Raw genomic sequence first — 21,038 nt, 5'->3', positions numbered from 1 at the left:
TTCATTAATTATTGCTCTTGATACGTCCATCATAATAAAGGAGTTTATTACTATCTACAGTAATCTTGAAAGAGGAATAGCAAAATATTGCGGTCAATCGAAGAACAGCTTGCGATATACAAGGCTCTCATCTCCGCTGCGGAATTCTCCAGGCGTAAGCCCGGTCAAGCCGCGAAATGCTTTGATAAAATAACTTCCGCTGGAGTAACCGACCTGCTCGGCGATGGTCTCGATGCTAAGCCCGGTTCCCCGTAGCAGCTCCATGGCCTTCTCCGTACGGATCCGGGTCAAATAAGCACCGGGTGTCAGGCCCGTGCTGGCAGAAAACCGGCGGATCAGGTGGTACTTCGACAGGGAGACATGCTCGGCAAGCTGATCGATACTGACCATTCTGGAATAGTTAAGCTCAATAAATTCAGCGGCATGCCGTACATTTTCCGGCCAATTGGCTCTGTTCCGCAGCGTTGTGACCTGCATTCTGGCCAGCTCTGTCATGAACTGATAGACGCAGGACGACGCGATCAGGGGATCGCTGATTCTGCCTGCTCCGGCATCGACCACAATCATTCTTGACAGCCGAACCGGTGCGCTGTCCAACGGCAGATAAGGTACTTCCCCCGCTTCGCGCAGGAATTTGCGCCAATGGGGCAGAATCAGATTGGGCCGGAACAGCAGAAATAGGAACTCCCAAGGCGCTTGGGATTCCGGATGATAATAATAGCGGTGGGGTCCTGGAATTTCGGCGAGAATAGCTTGCCCGGCGCTGACGCGGTGAGTCCGGTTCCCCGACTCATATATTCCCTCACCGGAGATCGTGTACTGGAACAGCAAGAGGGGACCATCGGTCCGCTCCAGCCCGTCCCACCGGTAAGATGGGCTCGTGATCACATCATAGCCGGCCGCAAATAGAACGCACAGCTGGAGCTCCTTATCCTCTGCGAACCGAAACCCGTACGTGCCTTTAGGGATGTCCATCGATGCCCTCCTTGATTTTTATAACGAGTCCAGCCAATCCCCAATCGTCCCGACTATAATATCCTGCTGCTCTACCGCACTGATTGTAGCTTCCTGATCCCCCTTTTGCGGGCCGTACATGCCGAATTGGGCGTGGTTGCCTCCTGCAATCTCGTGCAGAACGGCATTCGGCGCGAGGAGGCGCTGGGTAGAGTCGATTTTCTCAACGGTGGTTAGTCCGTCTAGCTCGCCATAGATGCTGAGGATCGGCAGCTTCGTATTCGAAAAATTATTCGAATCCGCAGGATAGGCTCCCAAGAAGAACAAACCGCCTAATTGCTCCTCATGCTTATATGCATAGCTGGCAGCGGCTACACCTCCAAGCGAATGGCCTCCGATAACCCAGGATTTTACCTCGGGGTATGCTTCGCGGATCTCATCCGCCTTGTTCACGTCAAAAAAGGCAAAGTTCAGCAGTACGTTCGGGATGACGACAGTATACCCCCGCTGAGCTAGTCCCTGGCCGATATAGCTGTAAGCTTCCGGTTCTACTTTTGCACCCGGATATAGGATCAGGCCAGTCTTGGTCACCTCTTGATCCGGTGTAAAAATAACCCAATCCTCCTCCAGATGGATGTTCTCTTCTCCAACCAGTGCAACCATTTCTGCCGAGGCCGAATAGGTCTGCTGGGACCAGATATAGAAGCCTGCTCCCCCGATAATAAGCAGCCCGGCCAGGCTGAGCAGCAGGATTTTGACCAGCTTGGACTTGTTGCCTTTCATATACAGGTCATCCTCTCAACATGATCGATAAGTTCAATGTAAGTTTTCACATCATTTGTAGGGCGAAAATGACATCTGAGGTGCCTTATTGGCCGCTTTGCGGTTCCAGTACAGATTAAGCGCCACTCTGGCGCAAAGCACGGCAATCGCAAAGAACAGGAGCGCCCATACTATGGCCGGAACTCCGGTTAATGCCGCGAGATTGGCGGCGTCTCCGGCTGATCCGGGACGACTGACGGCAAGCAGAAGCAGCGTAAGCGGGGCCATTACCGATTCCTCAAGACATAGGAAGGCCAGCAGCAGGTAATAAAAGCTGCGAATCCGGCCACCGATCACGAGAAACAGCAGATTCAACGCGATAAAGATCAGGAGCCAAATCAAGCCGTACCCGTTTCGCACAAATAGCAGTCCAGAGACGAGCGCGAGCGCGGTAATAATCATCAGACCCTGCCCCTGCTTCTGTCTGGAATAGCTGTAGAACAGCGCAACGGCAAACAATGAAGCGGTGAAATAGCCCGCCAGTGATACGATAAGCTGACTCCACCCGGAGGTGATGACGGAATAAGTTACCCCGCTGTGATCCGGATAGAGCTCGATGCGAAGCACTCTGCCCGACACCAGCAAGGTTGCGATCGCATGACCGAATTCATGAATCATTGTGTCCAGCATCCGAAACCAGCTCGAGAATGGAATCAGTCTGGTCAGAAAAGCAGCGCCGAGAAGATAGAGTAACGCTTTAAGCCATTTATTCATCGAAAAAATCCCTCCCTGCAAGCATGCCTGCCAGCTTTCATTATAAGTGAGTTCAACGTCGTTGAAAAATGCTCGTAAAAAGCGAACAAACTTTCGATTTTTTACTTTAATCAATGCTATAATGGATGGGTAATGGAGGTTTACGGGATATGAAGGATAACCACGATAACCATGATGGGCAATCAATTCGCCAACTGAATAATATACGCAGCAATGGCTCTGAAGATTCAACGGTGCGAAGGGTTCGGGAGCAATCGCTGGTATTTGCCGAGTTTGCCGAGCAGGTGGTTACTTCAACCTCTAGCCCGGCCAGTCATGTCGTGGCACCTGCGGCAGAGACACGCGAGCTTGATTGGGAACGCAGCTTCCGTTACTTGTCCCGGGAGCAGCAATTTGTGGAGACCGCGCGCGAGCTGGTCTGGGAGACGGCGGAGACCGCGGTATTGGTGCCTTTTCAGAACTACTGGCCGACCTATGAGCAAATGAATCCGCAGCAAAAGCGGTGGTACCTGTATTGGCGCGGCGAGGTGAGAGCGGAGCGTTATCCCGATACGGATTTGTCTTATCTGTTCGTCTACCTGTATGAGCTGATTCACGGCTTTGGCTGGAGCGTGCCAACGCAGGGAGCCGAGCTGATGAGAAGGGTATGGCTGGGTTATCGTGAACGGTATCCGAAGCTGGACGGTTATATTCGGGAATGGATGTATGATTTTGCCGTAGTATTCAGGCTGGAGCAGCCCGATCTGGGCAGGATGAAGAAGATTGCGCGCACATTATCTCCCGAGGTGCAGGAGCTGGAGTGGAAGCGGAGACTGCTGGCGGATCCGATCGATCTGAACTGGGAGCTGCTGCGTCCCTTGATTGATTATGAGGTGGAGAAGAGCAAGTTTTACACCAAGGAAGGCCGCAAGGAGATCAGTCATTTTGCCCCGAAGGTTGTAGCGCTTGCGGATGGATTGGTACGGAAACGCACTGGAAAAAGGCTGCTTGAGCTCTATCTTCCTCCCGAGAAAAAGGTGCAGCGATTTCTGTTCCGCAGTGCGGTCTACGATCATGAGATGTATGGACGCACGACAGTGGTTGTTACGCAATCGATTAGCGGTCATATTCCGCTGCGCCGCTTCCTGACCCAATTGGTGCGGCTGACGGAGAACAAGCTGAGGGAACTGACCGGTGTTAAAGGGAAGCTGCGGGGCGTCGAGGTGGACGCGGACATCGAACTGCTGGTCACAAGATACCTGGAGCAGGAGTTTGAACACAGAAGGGCCGAGAAGCTGAGGGAGCAAGCGCCAAAGGTCAGGCTGAATACCGCCAAGCTGCGGAAGCTTCAGCAGGAATCGGACGAGGTGCGGGAACTGCTGCTCAGTGATGATCCGGTTCGGGCTCCGGCTCCGGCAGTTATGGGTGAGGCAGCCCGCCCGAGTACGGCAATTACAGCGGAGCGAACGCTGGATTCTTCTATTAAAGGTAACAGCAGAAAGCCGGGAGCAGGGAAGGTGGGTCTTGACGATTGGCTGCAGCCGGAATTCGACTTTGAGCAAGGCTGGGCCATGGAGGAAGAAGTAAGGAAAGAGAAGGAACTGCCTGCTGGGGAGCAGGGGGCTTTCTCTTCCGGTTTAGAACAAAGTGAGTCGGCTGCGGTGATTGGTGCTGGTGCTGTTGCACATTGTGTGCAAGGTGATCTGTTTGAGGAGACAAGCCGGGCGTCCAATGAGGTTGGGAGCAATCGTGAGGAGTTCGCGTCTTCTTCGGCACAAGGGCAGGAGCAGCCTTTCACGGAAGGAAGCGGCAACGGGTTGGATGAGACCGGAGCCTGGACAGCTGCAGATTTAGAAGAGCCGGAAGCTGCGTTGCAACCGCAGGAGCTCGAAAGCTTGATGGGAAGTCCGATTCCTGAGGAATGGAGCAGCTTATTGTCACAGCTCACACCGGCTCACCGGCAGATGCTGGCGGTGATGGTAGAGGGCGCGGATGCTGCGGCGCAGTTTGCGATTGCCGAGCAGGCAGGCTCGATGCCGGAGCTGCTGCATGATGAGATCAACGAGCTGGCGATGGAAGCGATCGGCGACCTGCTCATCGACGGAGGCAGCGTGCCGGAGGAATATGCCGGGGATTTGGGCGAATGGCTAAAGAGATAATCAGGTTGAGGTGATACGATGAAACAGATGTCAATTCCAAAGCGGCTGACAACCGCGCTGGTCAATTCCTTGACAGCAGGTGTTGTGCCGCGGGTCGGTCTGGAGCATATTGCGGTGGGCCGCAAGCCGGAGGTCGCTTCCATGCTTCAGGATCTGGAGAATATTGCCGAGGGCGGGGCCGCATTTCGGATTATTAGCGGAAGATACGGCAGCGGAAAAAGCTTCCTGCTCCAAATGCTCCGCAATTACGCGATGGATCGTGAATTCATCGTCTGCGATGCCGACCTCTCCCCGGAGCGGCGTCTTGTCGGCACGAAGGGTCAGGGACTGGCGACCTACCGGGAGCTGATCGGTCATTTGTCGACCCGGACGCGCCCGGACGGGGGAGCGCTTGAGCCGATGCTGCAGCGGTGGATTGCCGGGCTTCAGCAGGAACTGATGCAAGCCGGAGGTCTTCGCCCCGGCGACCCGCAGCTGCTGGAGTCTGTTGAGCTGCGCATTTATGAAGTGGCAGGGGAAATGCAGAGCCTGGTGCATGGGTTTGATTTTGCCAAGGTGCTGTCGGCTTACTGGACGGGCTACAAGCTCGGCGAGGAGGAGCGGAAAGCATCGGCCCTTCGCTGGCTGCGCGGGGAAATTCCGACCAAGACAGAGGCGCGCAAGGAATTGGGGGTCGGCGTCATCATTGATGATGACAACTGGTACGATTATATGAAGCTGTGGGCCGAGTTTGCGGTGCGGATCGGTTATAAGGGATTGCTATTGTTCATCGATGAGGGCGTCAATTTGTATAAAATTACGAACAGCGTCTCCCGTCAAAGCAATTACGAGAAGCTGCTGACCATGTTCAATGACACGATGCAGGGGAAGGCCGAGCATCTGGGCATCTATCTCGGCGGAACCCCGCAGTTCGTGGAGGACAGCCGACGCGGCTTGTTCAGCTATGATGCGCTGCGGACGCGGCTGATGGACGGAAGATACAGCAGCGGCGCCTATCGGACATATACATCCCCGATTCTTCGGCTTGATATGCTGTCGCACGAAGAGATTATGGTGCTCCTGCAGCGGCTGCGCGGCATCCATGCCATGCATTTCGGCTATGAGCCGCAGCTTCGGGATGAACAGCTTATTGCATTCATGCAGGCAGCTGTCAACCGGCTCGGAGCGGACGAGTTGTTGACGACCCGGGAGGTTGTGCGGGACTTTATGGATGTGCTGCATATGCTGCATCAGCACCAGGAGCTGACCTTCGAGGCATTGATGGGCGAGCGGGAGCTGGCGCAGGCTGCTGGAGGCGGACGAAAGAGCGCGGCTGGCGGCTCGCGGTTGAGTAGTGCGGGTGGAGTAGGAGATGAAGATGAATTAGGCAGCACAGGCGGAATGGGTAATGAAGGTGGATTAAGCAGTACAGGTGGCTTGAGCAGTGAGGAACGATTAAGCCATGCAGGCGGGCAGAGCCATGAAGCAAGGCGCCTGGCACGATCCGGAGAAGCCGGAAGAAGCGGAGAAGATCGGGCGGACCGGGTTCGAGACGACCTGGACGATCTGCTCGCGGAGTTCGAGCTATGAACGGGCGGGAGGCATTCGCAAGGCTGGCGCCGTTCATTCAGGAATATATGTACCGCAAGCAATGGTCCGAGCTGCGGGAAGCGCAGGTAGAGGCTTGCCGGGTGCTGCTGGATACGCCGCATCATCTGCTGATCGCCTCGGGCACGGCCTCCGGCAAGACGGAGGCAGCGTTCTTCCCGGCACTGACGGAGCTGTTCGAGCGCCCTTCGTCCTCGGTCGGTATTCTGTACATCGGTCCGTTGAAGGCCTTGATTAATGATCAGTTCGAGCGGATCAAGGAGCTGCTGCGGGAAGGCGAGGTGCCTGTCTGGCATTGGCACGGGGATGTGGCCCAGGCCGAGAAAACCAAGCTGATGCAGCGTCCATGCGGCGTGCTGCAGATTACGCCCGAATCGCTGGAGGGCCTGCTGATGAATCGGCCGAATGCGATTCCGGCGTTGTTCCATGATCTGCGCTACATTATGATCGACGAGGTTCATGCGTTCATGGGCGCAGATCGGGGTATTCAGGTACAAAGCCAGCTCAGCAGACTGGAGCGGATGGCTTCCTGTACGCCGCGGCGGATCGGCTTGTCCGCGACCCTCAGCGATTATGATACGGCTGCCCATTGGCTGAGCGGCGGAAGCCCTCAGGCAGTTGAGGTCGTATCCCCGCAGGGGGGGCGGAGGCTGAAGCTGTCGGTGGAGCATTTTTCGTTCCCCGATCCGCGCGATGAGCGGGAAGCCGAGCATCTGGAGCTAGCGAAGCAGAATTATTACAATTTCATCTATGACCATACAAATACGAAAAAAGCGCTCGTCTTCACCAACAGCCGTTCCGACGCGGAGCTGACGACGCTGGAGCTGCGGCGCATCGCGGCCAAACGGCAGGAGCGCGATGTATTTCATGTGCATCACGGGAGTATCTCCGCGATGCTGCGGGAGGAGACCGAGGCCGCGCTGCGCACGGGCCCCGGTCCGGCAGTGGCCGCTGCGACGGTGACGCTGGAGCTCGGCATCGATCTCGGCGAGCTGGAGCGCGTAGTGCAGCTCGGCGCGCCGTACAGCTGCTCGAGCTTCGTGCAGCGGCTGGGCCGTTCCGGACGCCGGGGCGATGCGGCGTCCGAAATGATGTTCCTCTGCGCGGAGGATGAGGACGAGACCGCGCAATTGCCAGCCCGCATGCCATGGATGCTGCTGCGGGCAATTGCCGTCATCGAGCTCTATATCCGCGAGAGATGGGTAGAGCCGCCTTCGCTGCGCAAGAAGCCGGTGGGCGTGCTCTATCACCAGACGATGAGCACACTCAAAAGCATCGGCGAAGCCGAGCCCGCCGAGCTGGCGCGGGCGGTGTTGACCCTGCCGGCTTTCCGCGGCGTCGAGCCGGAGGAATACCGGAAGCTGCTGCAATATTTGCTGGCGACCGATCATATCCAGCAGACGGAGGAAGGCACGCTGATCATCGGGCTCGGCGGTGAGAAGATCGTGAACAATTTCCGCTTCTATGCGGTGTTCAAGGATGATGAAGAGCATGTGGTGTACGACGGCTCCGAGGAGATCGGCAGTATCACGACAGTGCCGCCGCCGGGCTATTGCTTCACCTTGGCCGGTAAGCTGTGGAAGGTCGAGGAGGTCGACAACAAGCACAAGGCAGTGTACGTGAAATCCTCACGAGGCAAGGTCGACACGCTATGGGTTGGCGGCGGCGGGGATATTCATACCCGGGTGCTGCAGAAGATGCGGCAGGTGCTGGAGGAGCACACGCTGTATCCTTATCTGGCGCCAGGCGCAGTGAACCGGCTGGAGCGTGCACGGCGGCTGGCCCGGGAGAGCGGTCTGCTCACCAGCCCGGTTATTCCAGCGGGCGGGGATTCGCTGTTCATTTTGCCATGGGCGGGAAGCAAGCAATTCCGTACCCTGGAGCGGCTGCTGAAAAATAATCTCCACAGCTCCATGGGGCTGCGGCAGGTTGTGCCGATGGAGCCTTACTATATGGTGGTCTCCGGCAGAGCGGAAGCAGAGGAACTGTTGTTGGCGATTCATACGGAACTGGCTGAAATGGAGGATACCGAATCGATCCTCGCCGCTGGAGAGGCGCCTTATCTGGGCAAGTACGATGAATTCGTACCGCCGGAGCTGGTGCGGCGTGCTTTTGCCACGGACGGGCTGGATGCGGAGGGCTTGGCCAAGGCGTTGATGGAGCAGGGGCAGGAGAGAAGCTTGTAAAGGAAGTTGTAGAGAAGCTGGTTGGGGCAGGCCTCCGATGCTGCGCTGCTTAAACCTAGGATCGGAAGGGAAAGGCAGATCCCGTACCTTGTGGATTATAGATAGATGGGGAGGATAATCAATGGCTGGAAAAGTAAAGCTGCTCGCGCCGCAATTGCCTGCAGAGGAGGATCTGGCTGTCCGTGATTGGGAGGATTTGCTGGACGATCCGGATTATGAGCTGATAGAAGCTAAAATTAGCGGAGCAAAATATGAGCGCGAGAGCCTGGAACGCTGTATTTTGGCAAAAACAATGCTTGCAGGGTGCTCATTTGCCGGGACTGTATTTGAACGTCTGGATTTGACGGATGTAGTGCTGGAGCATTGTGACTTATCGAATGCCAAATTCAGCAGAGGTGTTATTCACCGGGCGCATTTCAAGGACTGCAAGCTGACAGGCATCGATCTGACCAAGGTCAATCTGGGGCATGTGACCTTCGAGAACTGTGTGATGAATCTGACGGATCTGGCGGAATCGTCGCTGAAGCAGGTGAGATTTACCGGATGTGTATTGGAAAATGCCAGCTTCTATGGCTGTAAGCTGAAGGATGTGGAGCTTGAGCATTGCGACTTGAATGATGCCGATTTCAATCAGACGATCTTGAAGGGAATTGACATAAGCACCTGTACATATGACCGGATCGACATGCCGATCCAGGCCTTGGCCGGATGCACGGTGTCCCCTGCCCAAGCGATCGGGTTCGCCAAGCTGTTGGGGTTGAAGGTGAAGGAGTAGCAAGTAGAATTAAGTGGATGATGAATATGGTTTGTTGAACAATAGCGAGACACATCGTGCTGGTAGCTGCGCGTGGTGCGAAGTTTTGAGTCCGAAAGCATCGGAAGACAGAACTCCAATGGGAATTGGGGTGCTGTCTTTTTTTGTTTTTTTAAATAGAAGGCTGATTGGTGAAAGGGGAGAGGATTGAAGATGAAGCTATTGCTAGATGCTATGGATAGTGGAAGAATATGGGTGAAAGTGGATTGGTTTAGCCATGAAGGATTGACGCCGATTCGCATAATTTTTGGCGGGAAATGGAACGAGTCGGCGAAGCATTGGGAATTATTGATATTACAAATAAGATCGGTGGGGCGGAAGAGAGGGGAGAGCATAATGAGCTTGAAGAGAGACTATTTTGAAATTTGCAAGTCAACTCTGGCAGAGCATGGAGCAAATATTGATACCACGATTGAAGGCCAAGGGCTACAGTACAAAGACCATCAAAGCCTATCGCGGACATACGCGGCGGTTTGTGGAGTATTTTTGCAAGAGATATATTGAAGAATTATGTGCTGGAGGTCCACTAGTTACGAAGAAGATATTTGTAGAAAAATTAAATCGTGAACAAGTGCAAAGATATGCTATCCAATTACTCGAAGAAGGGCATTCGCATGCTTATGTGAACCAGGCGATCAGCGCATTGCGGTATCTGGCTGCTGATATGTTGAAGATGCCCACTGAACAGGCCAAGTACATCCGACCAAAGAAGGAAAAGGAGCTTCCTTACGTGCTCTCGGAGCAAGAGGTCTTGAAGATTCTGCGTTCGCCGGACAACCTTAAACATCGGACAATGCTTTATTTGACCTATGCATCCGGCCTGCGGGTTAGTGAGGTCGTGAGACTGCGCCCAGAGGATCTGGATTGTTCACGCGGAATCATCACTGTTCGTCAGGGAAAAGGAAAAAAAGATCGACATACACTCTTATCACAAGCTGCTTGGAGTCTGGTACAGACCTATATCCGAAAGGAACGACCCGAGAAATGGCTGTTCCCGGGACAATATCCGGGCACTCACATGCACGAGCGTTCCCTGCAGAAGGTGTTCACGGACGCCCTTCATCGTTCCAGGGTCAACAAAAAAGCCGGTATCCATGTGCTGAGACACTCCTTTGCTACACACCTACTGGAGAACGGCACCGATCTGCGCTTCATTCAGGAACTGCTCGGTCACTCCAACCCAGCCACTACCGAACGCTACACCCATGTCAGCACTAAAAACATCAGACGTATTCAGGGCCCGCTGGATCGTATTATGGGGGAGGAGGAGAGAGGGATAGAATAACGAAGAGAGGATAGGTAGAGCGGAATAAAGAGATAGATAGAGGTGGATATGATGTAGCGAACTCATATTCCATAATCATGCAATTGAGGTATAATCAAGGTGTGTCGTGAAATGCGCAAATTCCTGCTTCATGGGGGGATTTACGGGGTGCAGAGATAAGGGAGTTATACGACAGAACGGAGAGGAATAAATGCAAGTAACAATAAATCTAACTGATGAAAGCACAAAATTTATAATAAACAATTTATACCCATTATACTTGCATGATCTATCCGAGATATGGGGATGGAAACCCAATAAATATGGGTGTTTGAAGATGATGAGACGTTGACATTGAATGAGCAAAACAAGGTTTTTGATATATGGTGGTCTAAACAATCAATCCTATTTCCATACCTTATTAGAGTAGATGAGATTCCAGTAGGATTCGCATTGGTGGCTTCACCACCATATACACCTCATGGTAGTGATTTTTACATAAATGAGTTTTTCATATTGCGGTCATACCGTGGCAGGGGCAAAGTAGAAACAGCAGCAGTAAAAGTGATTAATAATCATCATGGTGCTTGGGAATTGCAGACAAACCCGATGCACAAACATTTTGGAGAAGGATAATTAATGATTATACTGATGGAAATTACCAGGAGGAGATTGCTGAAACAAAAAATGATGGAAACAAGTTAATCTTTAGATTTAATAATTAACAAACAATGTGAGTATTTCAAAGTTCCGTCGTATAATACCACATCCCTACTGCGGGCATACGCCCTTGATCGCCAAGGGGGATTTCAGAGAAGTTGATTCAGGCGATACATTCAACCAGCTAAGTCTGACTACCCGTTCCCTTCGGTCGCTTAAGCTGCTTGAACGTCAGGAATGCCAAACGTTAGATGAAATAAATTTGAAAGGGACGGATAAAATGAGCAATAATGGCTTTAGCTTTCCGATAATAATGGGAATTGCGCTTGAACAAATAGAGTTTCAACTGCCCAAAGATATTTATATTCGATATATTAATGTCCATATGAGTGATAATGATAAGAATGTCTTGATAAAGTGGCAAGAAAGGGAAAGTATAACTGATCAAGAGTATGTTAGCTTAATCACAGGTTCTTTTTATACTCCAAATCCTGAAAATATGAACAATGATAGTGTAGTTTCAGAAGGATTAGAAGGTTTACTACAAACATTTGGAGGAGATATAATTCAAACCGAAGAAGGGAATAAACTGGCTCTAATCGAAGATAAGATTCCGAAAATAAAGGCAACCGTATATGAAAATATTCTATTGAATATCTTAAAATCAGAGTATTCCATAATTTTAGATGAATTATTTCCAGAATATAATGTGGATCTTAGTGAGTGGAAAAGTACGTATGAAGATGATCTACAATCTCTAAATACAGCATTACGTACAGCATACCTATTCACATTAATTGGATATATTTATGGGGGAGTAGCTGATATATATGAATCATTTATAGATTATTTTCATTGTGAATATAGAAAACGTTCGAAATTAGTGTCGAACATATGGAATACAAGAAAAGATAATAGATCTATTTCGTATTTACCAATATTCGATAACTTCAGAAATTATAATATTTCGGATTCTCATTTTATTATTCAAGTTATCAATAGTATTTTTACTTCCGAGGATATTGTTTTAAATGATAAGGAAGAAATAGAGAACAATCTGATTAAGCAAGCTGAAGAAGTGATAACTTATAATGATAACGATTCACAAGACTTGAGTAAAGATATCTTACAGCCTGTGATTACTAAAATTGTTAATCTACATAAGGCTGAGGCATTTTTAAATACAGCTAAAGTAAACTGTGAAAATGGACAATATGATTCTTCAATTAATAGATGTTATTATTCTATGATGAGAGCTCTTAGAAGTCTTTTAGCACAGTATGGATTATTAAGCGATTGGAAAATAAATAGTATGAAGCCAGATGAAACTCATCAAAAATTAGAACAAACACTTAAACATGAAATCATAAGGAAAAGAAAGCTACTGAAGAATCAATTTTATATTGATTTTAGAGACGTAAAGGAAAAAAGGTTATTAGCTGATTACAGTGACAAATATTTAGATAAAATTATATGTATTGAATGCATATCAAAAGCTGAAAAGTTTTTTTATGAAATAAAGAAATTAATTAAGTAGTCGCAAGAAGAATTTACTTCATCTAACATAATATTCACGCTGTGTCTCCTCTTGGAGCCTTGGTCTGCAGATGGATTTCGGTGAGGAATTTCAGCAGACAACCCCGTTAGGGTTCATGAATACAGGAACGTTAGGCGAAATTGCTGTAATAACTAAATAAAAAAGGATTGACACAAATGCTTAATGCAATCTCCAGTGATGAGATACGATCCATTTGCAGACAACAGTTAGAAATGTTTGAATTTTGGTCTAAAAGACTTATTCATGATAAGTTCAGTACTACATACGGTAGCGAATACATTACACATCGTTTCTCAGATGACAATTATTTATTTAACAAATCAATTCGTGAAGGCGTAATTAGAAGATTTGAAAGTAAGCCTGGAAGATATTCAAGATTCGTAGATGCACTCTTAATCGATGATATAGTAGCAATTTTGAGTAATCCCAAGTTCTATAAAGATTTATTTTATGAGCCTTTAAATGAAGCATATCCTGATGGAAATGTAGTAGTTCGAACATTCTTGGGTAGATTAATTCCAATTCGTAATAATCTTTCTCACGCCAATTCAATATCGATCAGAAGCGCTGAACAAGTAATTTGCTATACCAATGACTTTATTGATTCCTTGAAGAACTACTATGTAAGGGAGAATATTGCCATGCAATATAATGTGCCATTAATCACAAAAGTAGTTGATTCTAATGGGAATGAATTGTATAGAGACAATCATAATGATCCTAGAAGCGGTATGCAATGGGATCTTACCAAAGACACTAGAAACTATTTAAGACCGGGTGATTCTTTTCGAGTAGAAGTTGAGGTAGATCCATCATTTGATGTTAATGAATACTCTATTATATGGAGAATTAATCACATTGAAATGAAGAGATTTAAAAACAAAAATATTTTTAATCTAAGGATACTTGATGAGCATGTTAGTATTAATCTTCCAATCGAATGCGAAATAGTTTCAAATAAAAAATGGCATAAATATAACCATTATGATGATTGTTTAAACATTTATTTGAGGGTTTTACCACCTTTATAGGCTATTTAACATCCAAAGAACTTTTGATGGATTATCAGTGATGTCAGCAACATCGCCTAATACTGTATTCACACATCGGGCATACGCCCTCAGTCCGCCAGGAGATTATAGCAGGGAAGTTGTTGCAGCCGGACACATCCGATATTCGTCGGACGTCGTGAACACGAGAACGTTAGGCGAAATACACGTAAAGGACGAATGCAATTATGACCAAAGAAGTAAATGAACATTTTGTTGTTGATTATGGATATTATCAAAGAAATATTGAAAACTACTATAAGGAAATCGGTTTTTCTGCAAAAACCATGATTCATTTCCTTATCCGTTTACCTTTATACATACCAGTTGAGGAAAGAGCAATAATTACGATAAAAATCGATGATAACAATGCTTGCACTTTTTTATTTAGCTCTATCAAGGTAAAGGATCTTTTATTTTCAAGCAATAAAGTTGATAAAACCCTAACCTATCTTAAAACTTATTCGGTAGTAGAAATGATGTTTAGTACTAGCCAAGAAATTAATGTTGATGAATCATTCTTAAATGAGACATTTGACAAACTATTTTTTAAGCTAAATGAGTTATTAGTTTCGTTCCTTATGGAAACTAAAGATTACAAATTATTTAGACTGAATCTAAGCATGCTTGAATTTGCTTTAATTTATAAGGTTATGTCACTCTCAAATGGAGAAGAGCTGGATAGTGGTTTATTTATGATCAATTTTAAGGTTCCTGATGATGCAGAATTAATACCTTTTGATAAAGTTCAAAGAATTGTTTGGTTCACTGAGAATGTTGTTGCAAAACAATTAAATCCATTCCTAGTTTCTGAGGAGTTAATGTTATCGGCATTCAGACAAGAGTCAAATGGCGCATATAAAGAAGCAATCATGCTAGCACAATCAAGTGTTGAGAGTTTATTGAGGTCATTATTTAGATCGTTCTTGGTTACTGAAGGCAAGACTGATCAAGAGGCTGATGAGATTATCGAGAATACATCTTTTATGACAATGCTTAAGAGAGAGTTTGGTGTACGTATAGGAGGGAATTGGAATCCTGAATCCACAGGTGAGGTTAGTGAGTGGTATAGAGAAACATATAAACTAAGAAACCGTGTAGCTCATGGAGGCTTAGAGCCAGATGGTCAGCAGGTTTCTATAGCAATACAAAAAGCTAACAAATTAAGAAGATTTACAATTTCTCAGTTAAAGATTAATTCAAAGAAATATCCGGACATTGTAAAGTATTTTCAAAGATGACCTGTACTTCGCCTAACATTATATTCACGCATCGGGCATTCGCCCTCGGCCCGGCACGAAGTTAGATGTGGATTCGGTGATGCATTTCAGTTTCGGGGAAGGAGAATCAACCGGACACATCCCACCACCTAACCGCATCGCGGCCGCCCTTCGGGCTTAAGGTGGTGGGACGTCGTGAATACAAGAACGTTATCAGAAATCAATTGCAAATCATAAAACCACTAGGAGCTAAGAAGATGGAGAAATTTAAAGGCTATATTTTCAATTCAATTAGAACTGATTTTTCTAAATATCTTGATTTTAAGGATCGTGCTAATACCACCGATACAAAGAAGAGATACATTGATGATCTTGAAGTTTACATAGAAGAACACCTTGATTTAAGAACTCTAGTCGAGGATTATACCGATATTTTTAATAAATCAGATGTAAAAGCATTTTTAACTTCGAGAAAAAGTGCAACTGCTAAATTTGCTCTTTCAAATCTATTATCTTTTTATCACTATAATAGGAGAATTAGCGATAGTTTTTATCTTGAAATTAAAAACGAATTAAAAAAATATAAAGCTAAGAAATCAAAAGATATGGATTTTTTATCGGATAAGGATTTTATATTTCTGTTCAGTTCTGGATTAGAATCTAAAGAATATGACACAGAGAAAAATGAAACAGAATTATTGAAATTAGTTCTTCTTATCTCGTATAATTATATGTTTGAACAAACTCATTTATTTAATCTAACGTGGGGGGATATAGATCTAGAAAATAGAACTATAAGAAATCTTCGCTATAATAAAGCTGGTCTTAACCAAGATAAGTTTAATATGAGTCAAGAAATATATGAACTATTGGTATCTTTATTTGGATTATCGAAAAGGGAAGAACATGAATATGTATTTGAAAATTTGAAAGATAACAAGAACTCAATAAATAACTTATTAGGAATATTAAATGGCAGACAAAAGAATTATCTAAAACTATCTTCAAAAGTGAACTTACAAAAGATAATTCGCTCTAGAATATTATTAGACCTTATTGAATCTGATGGGAAGGCATTAATTAATTTTTATAAGATATTTGGATTAACTAAGAATACTCAATTAACAACTGCCATAAAAGAATATTTGGTTCTTGAAAAATCAAAGATGGCAAATGACTTCGGATAACACTGTATTCACGCAACGGGGTAATCGCCCCTCGGTTTTCTAGATGGATAATCATGGAGGTAGCTCAGACAACAAACGCCCCAGCCTAAGATAAGCTATCTAGGGCTGGGGCGTTTCGTGAATACAAGAACGTTATCAGAAATCACTAAACTGTAAAGGAGAGTATGCCTATGATATTTGTTGATATAGATCCATTTGAAAGAAAAAGTAATATTATTAAGGCTCATCCAGAATTTAATAATATAATAACGTTATTTGATTATTATATTAAACTTATAGATAGGATTACCGATCTTATCAATAATACTATAGTAATGTTTATACTTAAGGGAAAATCTTATCTCTATCAGCATGATCATTTAGAGTCAGCTATGTATACATTGAAAAGTATAAAAGAGTGTGTTAACATAGGTAATTTTTCTGATGCCAATATATTGATTAGAAAACTGAATGATGATTTGTTTTTTTATTTATTTGTGTTAGAGCTAGATAATAATCACCAAATAATATTGAGTGATCAAGCAGACAAAAAAGAACTCGAATTATTCACGAAGAATCTTAATTTTTTTATCAAATGGAATAATAACAATTTAAAAGATTTTTATATTAGTAGACATGCATTATCATACATCAAGAAGAATAAGATAGTTAATGATTTAATCAACAACTATAAACTTGAAGAAGAATGGAGAATAATAAATAAAAAGCTTAATAATTTTGTGCATAATAATGGTAGAAAATATTGTAGGCAAAATTATAAAATTCTTAGTTCAAATGAAATAGATCAAGTATTTATAGAGTTACGAAACAAGGTTAGTTTCATATTAAATATAGTAGTTGTTTTACTTGTACTAATCAAACCGCATTACATTATGTCTATTGATCATATTATGTTTTTAGATTCAAATATGACACCACCCGAAGGTAGTCAGTATTGGATAGCTAGTTTTATTCAAGATTTTTTTGATGAACATCTAAACCAATATAACCCTGAATTAAAGATATTTTTGAAAGAAAATACATACATGGAAATATTATAATATATGAAGTAGAATAGTGACTTCTGATAACAAGATATTCCTGCTTTGTCGCTATCACTCCTCGGTTGCCAAGAGGGGGTTCGGAGAAGTGAAATCAGGCAACAATCCAACCGGCTAAGTCTAAGGTCCCGTTCCCTTTGGTAACTTAAGCCGCTTGAACGTCAGGAATACAGAAACGTTATGTGAAATTATTGCAGTGATAAAACTCAAGGAGGAAAGAACTTGTGAGCAGAAGAGAGCTGCTAGCTGAAATTGCTGAAAGACTAGCCTCAAGACCATTGATAGGTAACGAAGATAAGTATGGTCCGGATTTGGAACCAATACTTAACTGTTTTCCAAGAGAGAACTCTAGCATAGGTTTCGATTGGTGTGCTGCGTTTGTATATCATTGCTGTGTTGAAGCTGGCGTCAAGTTGCCTATTCGATTTCCAGAGCCAGTAACAAGAAATTTTGCGTGGGTAGAAGCATGGTTAGAATGGGGGCAGTTATATAGCTTTTATCATCCGATTAGTGAACTTTTGTTTTTCCCAGAGAAAGGTGATCTTATCGTATTTGACAACATTTTGGGAAATGGACCGAATGATCATATCGGAATCGTATTAAGAACTGAACAAGATAAGATTATTACGGCAGAAGGAAATTTTCATAATAAATCAGGAATATTTGAAAGGACTGCAGATCAAATAAATGGATATATAAGAATCGATGACTCTTTTTAGTGAATGTTGAAAGCGCATTCTCAGAAGGCAATAACTTTACATAACACCGTATTTACGCTGCGGCCTACGGCCCTGGTCCGGACCGAAGAATTTGAAGCGGATTCGGTTGAAGTAATTTCAGTAGCAGTAAAGCATATTCAGCCGGAGAACCCTGCACTGCCTAACCAAGTCGCGGTCGTTCCCATTGGTCACTTAAGGCAGTGAGGGGTTGTGAATAAAGGACAATAAGATCATATATTTCACTACTCTTCCTCCCTTGAATAAGTAAGTCAATTAACTGTACTGAAATACAATCGTATTCATCTTTCGAAGCCCCGCTGTCAATTAAACTATTAGGATCCCACTGATTAACCAATAATTCGACTTTAGGATATAAGTCTTTATATTTCTTTTTTAGTTTTTAACCTTTGTATTTGAAGGATGCCCCCACATAAATACTCACCTGTATTTGGATAATTTCAGCTAACGTCCTTACAAGAACGATGAAGAATGAGAGTAACTCGGTGAAGGGATAGCTTCAGCTAACAAAGTGTTCACGCATCGGGCATCTGCCTTCGGTCTGCAGGGGGTGGTTCGGAGAAGGTGAGCAGCAGACACATTCACTAAGATAAAAGATATCTAAGGGAAATGAACGTCGTGAATACAAGAACGTTAGCTGAAATAACTGTAATAAAAGGAGCGAAATAGATGAACGAACAAGGATTATTAAATGAAGTTATTCAAAGTGGATCTTCAATAAATCCTTATTTTGGAGAGATTATAGAGAATGGAATTGATTATGTCCCCTATCTTGGTAGGGTTCTACAAACAATAAAAATAAATAGATTAATCCGAAGATTTAAAGAGCATGACAAGAAAATTAACAGGATAGCAAGTTTAGCTGCGGATTCAATCTTATCGGCTGATTATATTAATCAAAGGATTTTTCCTATTATTTTCTCTGATCTATATGAAGAGCATGAAGATGCTAAAGTAAATCTAATACTTACTGGCTTTGAGAATGTATTTATAGAGCAGAATGGTAATGAGTCAGTAATAATTAATTTCTATGATGTGCTTAGAAATTTACGCTACATAGACCTGAAGAGATTTTTTTACCTGACAGCCATAACAGATGAAAAAATGTTATTTTCCTTAGAAAGTGACGAGCATGCATTGATAAGAAATATAGATAGGAAATTGGAGAACAATGGACTAATCAGTATTAAAAAGACATGGAATGATCTTGGAGGTATAGAATCAGATAAAGATCGTGAAGATATCGAACTACCTTTGTACGGTAGGAAGTTTTTGAAGTTTATACTTGAGGGAGAAAGGATGCAGTAATATCACGAACAGTTACATCAGCTAACAATGCATTCACGCGGCGGATCGGCAAGCCGATCCTTGATCGCGAGAGGAATTTCGAGGAGCGGAGTCAGGCGACAACCATGTGAACCTAACCGCGTCGCGGCCGCCCCGGCTGGGCTTAAGGTTCTTGAGTTCGTAAATGCTGGAACGTTATATGAAATCAGCGGAAAAAAGATGATATAAAATACAATGAGAATGCTGAACTATAAGTATGATAAAATCAAGATAGGAAAAGAACTGGAAAGAATTTGTGGGAGGTAGAACGAATGAAATGGCAAGAAGTAAGAGAATTGTTTCCTGACCAATTTGTTCTGGTGTCCATACTTAATTATCATGAGGAAGGCAACAAAAAAATAGTAGATGAAGTTGCACCGATTCGCACTATATCAGAGCAAGAGGCTAATAAAGAGTTTTTTCAAGCAGAGCCTGGGAATTTGGTATACCATACTTCAAATCAAGAATTTGTGATCCATCTTCGCCGGGACCCATTAATAAGAGTGAGACGTAGTAGTAATGAAAATTAACTATGATGGACAGTTAATTACGACGTCGCTTACCGTTACATTTAGAGAAAGAACATTAAGAATAGATGATGTGATTATAGATACTGGATCCTCACATACTATATTTAGTCCTGATATCTTGGAGGAAATAGGTGTGACCTACGAAACGGGGGATTCTATTTATGAGGCATACGGGATTGGGGGAAGCGTTTCTTTCTACACAAAAATTATGGACAGGGTTGAAATAGGTACAAGAAGCATTGAAAATATAGAAATAGATGTTGGTATACTGCCAAAGGATCATAAGGGGTTACTCGGATTGGATATTCTTAAACAACACAGCTTTATTATTGACTTGAAAACACTAGAATTGCGTACTTAACAATATAGAATGAATGACATTAATAAGAGGAATCGGAGAAGTCGCCAACATCATAACAATACATCTACGCTGCGGGGCATTCGCTCCTTGTGAAAGCATAGAAGAATATTTTGACAACAAACGCCCCAGCCTAAGATAAGAGCTATCTATGGCTGGGGCGTTTCGTGAATACAAGAACGTTATGAGAAATTGGCGCAAGATCTTAAGAGCAGGAGTGAGTTTTATTAAGTTCATATTATTATTTGGACCCCAGGCCGTCGGTAAGATGACGGTTGGTCATGAATTAACGAAAATAACCGAATTGAAATTGTTTCATAATCACATGTCGATTGAGTTGTTCCACCCCTTCTTTGGTTTCAGTAGCGAAACATGGAGATTATCTAGTATCGTAAGAAGAGAGCTTTTTGAATCGTTCTCAAATAGCAACCAATATGGGCTTATTTTTACTTACGTATGGGGACTTGATCTAGAAGCAGACTGGGAATTTGTTAAACAAACATGTGATATTTTTGAATCGAAGGGTGCTGAAATCTATTTTGTTGAATTAGAGGCAAATATAGAAGTAAGAGTATTACGAAATACAACGGCTTTTAGACTTGATCAAAAACCAACAAAAAGAAATGTTGAACAATCTGAAAGGGACTTGATCAATACGGTGGAAAAACATAGACTCAACTCCTATAAAGGAGAAATTACAAGAGAAAACTATTTGAGAATTGATAATACAAATTTAAGTGCAGATGAAGTCGCAAGAATTATTAAGGATACATTTCATTTATAAAGTGCGTGTGTAAGTAATTCAAGAAGGCGCCAACATCTTATAACACTATATTATGCGAACCATTTTTCGACCCTTTAAAAATCCCGTGATCCCTTGTACAGCAAGGGATC

General features: G+C 44.5%; 20 protein-coding genes and 1 pseudogene. 18 read left to right on the top strand and 3 right to left on the bottom strand.

Annotated features, from left to right (window positions below):
• Positions 1-93: 93 nt before the first annotated feature.
• From KQJ23_RS10360 to KQJ23_RS10350, 3 genes are read right to left on the bottom strand one after another with little or no spacing between them, the layout of a single operon-like run.
• Positions 94-975 carry a helix-turn-helix domain-containing protein gene (locus tag KQJ23_RS10360; RefSeq protein ID WP_216478746.1) on the bottom strand — a complete coding sequence of 294 codons (882 nt, stop codon included), beginning with the start codon at positions 973-975 and terminating at the stop codon, positions 94-96.
• 18 nt (positions 976-993) lie between these two features.
• Positions 994-1,737 (bottom strand): alpha/beta hydrolase, encoded by a 744-nt coding sequence (locus KQJ23_RS10355; RefSeq protein WP_216478745.1) that lies wholly within the window; start codon positions 1,735-1,737, stop codon positions 994-996.
• A 51-nt stretch (positions 1,738-1,788) separates the two neighbouring features.
• Positions 1,789-2,490 carry a M50 family metallopeptidase gene (locus KQJ23_RS10350; RefSeq protein WP_216478744.1) on the bottom strand — a complete coding sequence of 234 codons (702 nt, stop codon included), beginning with the start codon at positions 2,488-2,490 and terminating at the stop codon, positions 1,789-1,791.
• A gap of 149 nt (positions 2,491-2,639) precedes the next feature.
• Between KQJ23_RS10350 and KQJ23_RS10345 the strand changes: the two genes are divergently transcribed.
• The 18 genes and pseudogenes from KQJ23_RS10345 (at position 2,640) to KQJ23_RS10260 (ending at position 20,928) form a co-directional block, all read left to right on the top strand.
• Positions 2,640-4,628, top strand: a complete 1,989-nt coding sequence (locus KQJ23_RS10345) for a TerB N-terminal domain-containing protein (protein ID WP_216478743.1) — start codon at positions 2,640-2,642, stop codon at positions 4,626-4,628.
• 18 nt (positions 4,629-4,646) lie between these two features.
• A pseudogene (locus tag KQJ23_RS10340) lies at positions 4,647-5,942 on the top strand (ATP-binding protein); the annotation flags it as partial.
• Positions 5,943-6,193: 251 nt separating this feature from the next.
• Positions 6,194-8,401 carry a DEAD/DEAH box helicase gene (locus KQJ23_RS10335; RefSeq protein ID WP_216478742.1) on the top strand — a complete coding sequence of 736 codons (2,208 nt, stop codon included), beginning with the start codon at positions 6,194-6,196 and terminating at the stop codon, positions 8,399-8,401.
• A 121-nt stretch (positions 8,402-8,522) separates the two neighbouring features.
• Positions 8,523-9,176 carry a pentapeptide repeat-containing protein gene (locus KQJ23_RS10330; protein ID WP_216478741.1) on the top strand — a complete coding sequence of 218 codons (654 nt, stop codon included), beginning with the start codon at positions 8,523-8,525 and terminating at the stop codon, positions 9,174-9,176.
• 192 nt (positions 9,177-9,368) lie between these two features.
• Positions 9,369-9,719 (top strand): hypothetical protein, encoded by a 351-nt coding sequence (locus KQJ23_RS10325; protein ID WP_216478826.1) that lies wholly within the window; start codon positions 9,369-9,371, stop codon positions 9,717-9,719.
• Positions 9,604-10,500: a tyrosine-type recombinase/integrase gene (locus tag KQJ23_RS10320; RefSeq protein ID WP_216478740.1), complete on the top strand. Its 897-nt coding sequence runs from the start codon at positions 9,604-9,606 to the stop codon at positions 10,498-10,500. The genes KQJ23_RS10325 and KQJ23_RS10320 overlap by 116 nt, the downstream gene beginning before the upstream one ends.
• A 306-nt stretch (positions 10,501-10,806) precedes the next feature.
• Positions 10,807-11,115, top strand: a complete 309-nt coding sequence (locus KQJ23_RS24115; RefSeq protein WP_346779378.1) for a hypothetical protein — start codon at positions 10,807-10,809, stop codon at positions 11,113-11,115.
• Positions 11,116-11,212: 97 nt separating this feature from the next.
• Positions 11,213-12,676 carry a HEPN domain-containing protein gene (locus KQJ23_RS10310; protein WP_216478739.1) on the top strand — a complete coding sequence of 488 codons (1,464 nt, stop codon included), beginning with the start codon at positions 11,213-11,215 and terminating at the stop codon, positions 12,674-12,676.
• Positions 12,677-12,852: 176 nt separating this feature from the next.
• Positions 12,853-13,728, top strand: a complete 876-nt coding sequence (locus KQJ23_RS10305; protein WP_216478738.1) for a hypothetical protein — start codon at positions 12,853-12,855, stop codon at positions 13,726-13,728.
• 206 nt (positions 13,729-13,934) lie between these two features.
• A complete protein-coding gene (locus KQJ23_RS10300; protein ID WP_216478737.1) occupies positions 13,935-14,987 on the top strand; it encodes a hypothetical protein in 1,053 nt (350 codons plus the stop codon).
• A 236-nt stretch (positions 14,988-15,223) separates the two neighbouring features.
• Complete coding sequence (locus KQJ23_RS10295) at positions 15,224-16,153, top strand: site-specific integrase (protein ID WP_216478736.1); 930 nt, start codon at positions 15,224-15,226, stop codon at positions 16,151-16,153.
• 170 nt (positions 16,154-16,323) lie between these two features.
• Positions 16,324-17,193, top strand: coding sequence for a hypothetical protein (locus KQJ23_RS10290; protein WP_216478735.1), 870 nt, complete (start codon positions 16,324-16,326; stop codon positions 17,191-17,193).
• A gap of 224 nt (positions 17,194-17,417) precedes the next feature.
• Positions 17,418-17,912, top strand: coding sequence for a CHAP domain-containing protein (locus tag KQJ23_RS23740; protein WP_216478734.1), 495 nt, complete (start codon positions 17,418-17,420; stop codon positions 17,910-17,912).
• A 3-nt stretch (positions 17,913-17,915) separates the two neighbouring features.
• Positions 17,916-18,116 carry a hypothetical protein gene (locus KQJ23_RS10280; protein WP_216478733.1) on the top strand — a complete coding sequence of 67 codons (201 nt, stop codon included), beginning with the start codon at positions 17,916-17,918 and terminating at the stop codon, positions 18,114-18,116.
• A gap of 483 nt (positions 18,117-18,599) precedes the next feature.
• Positions 18,600-19,238, top strand: coding sequence for a hypothetical protein (locus KQJ23_RS10275; RefSeq protein ID WP_216478732.1), 639 nt, complete (start codon positions 18,600-18,602; stop codon positions 19,236-19,238).
• A gap of 290 nt (positions 19,239-19,528) precedes the next feature.
• Positions 19,529-19,786: a hypothetical protein gene (locus tag KQJ23_RS10270; protein WP_216478731.1), complete on the top strand. Its 258-nt coding sequence runs from the start codon at positions 19,529-19,531 to the stop codon at positions 19,784-19,786.
• Complete coding sequence (locus KQJ23_RS10265) at positions 19,776-20,147, top strand: retropepsin-like aspartic protease (protein WP_216478730.1); 372 nt, start codon at positions 19,776-19,778, stop codon at positions 20,145-20,147. The genes KQJ23_RS10270 and KQJ23_RS10265 overlap by 11 nt, the downstream gene beginning before the upstream one ends.
• A 223-nt stretch (positions 20,148-20,370) precedes the next feature.
• Positions 20,371-20,928 carry a DEAD/DEAH box helicase family protein gene (locus KQJ23_RS10260; RefSeq protein ID WP_216478824.1) on the top strand — a complete coding sequence of 186 codons (558 nt, stop codon included), beginning with the start codon at positions 20,371-20,373 and terminating at the stop codon, positions 20,926-20,928.
• Positions 20,929-21,038: the final 110 nt, after the last annotated feature.

Source organism: Paenibacillus brevis (assembly GCF_018919145.1).
GTDB lineage: Bacteria > Bacillota > Bacilli > Paenibacillales > Paenibacillaceae > Fontibacillus > Fontibacillus brevis.
Note: the sequence above shows the minus strand (reverse complement) of the source record. Positions and strands in the feature narration are given on the sequence as shown.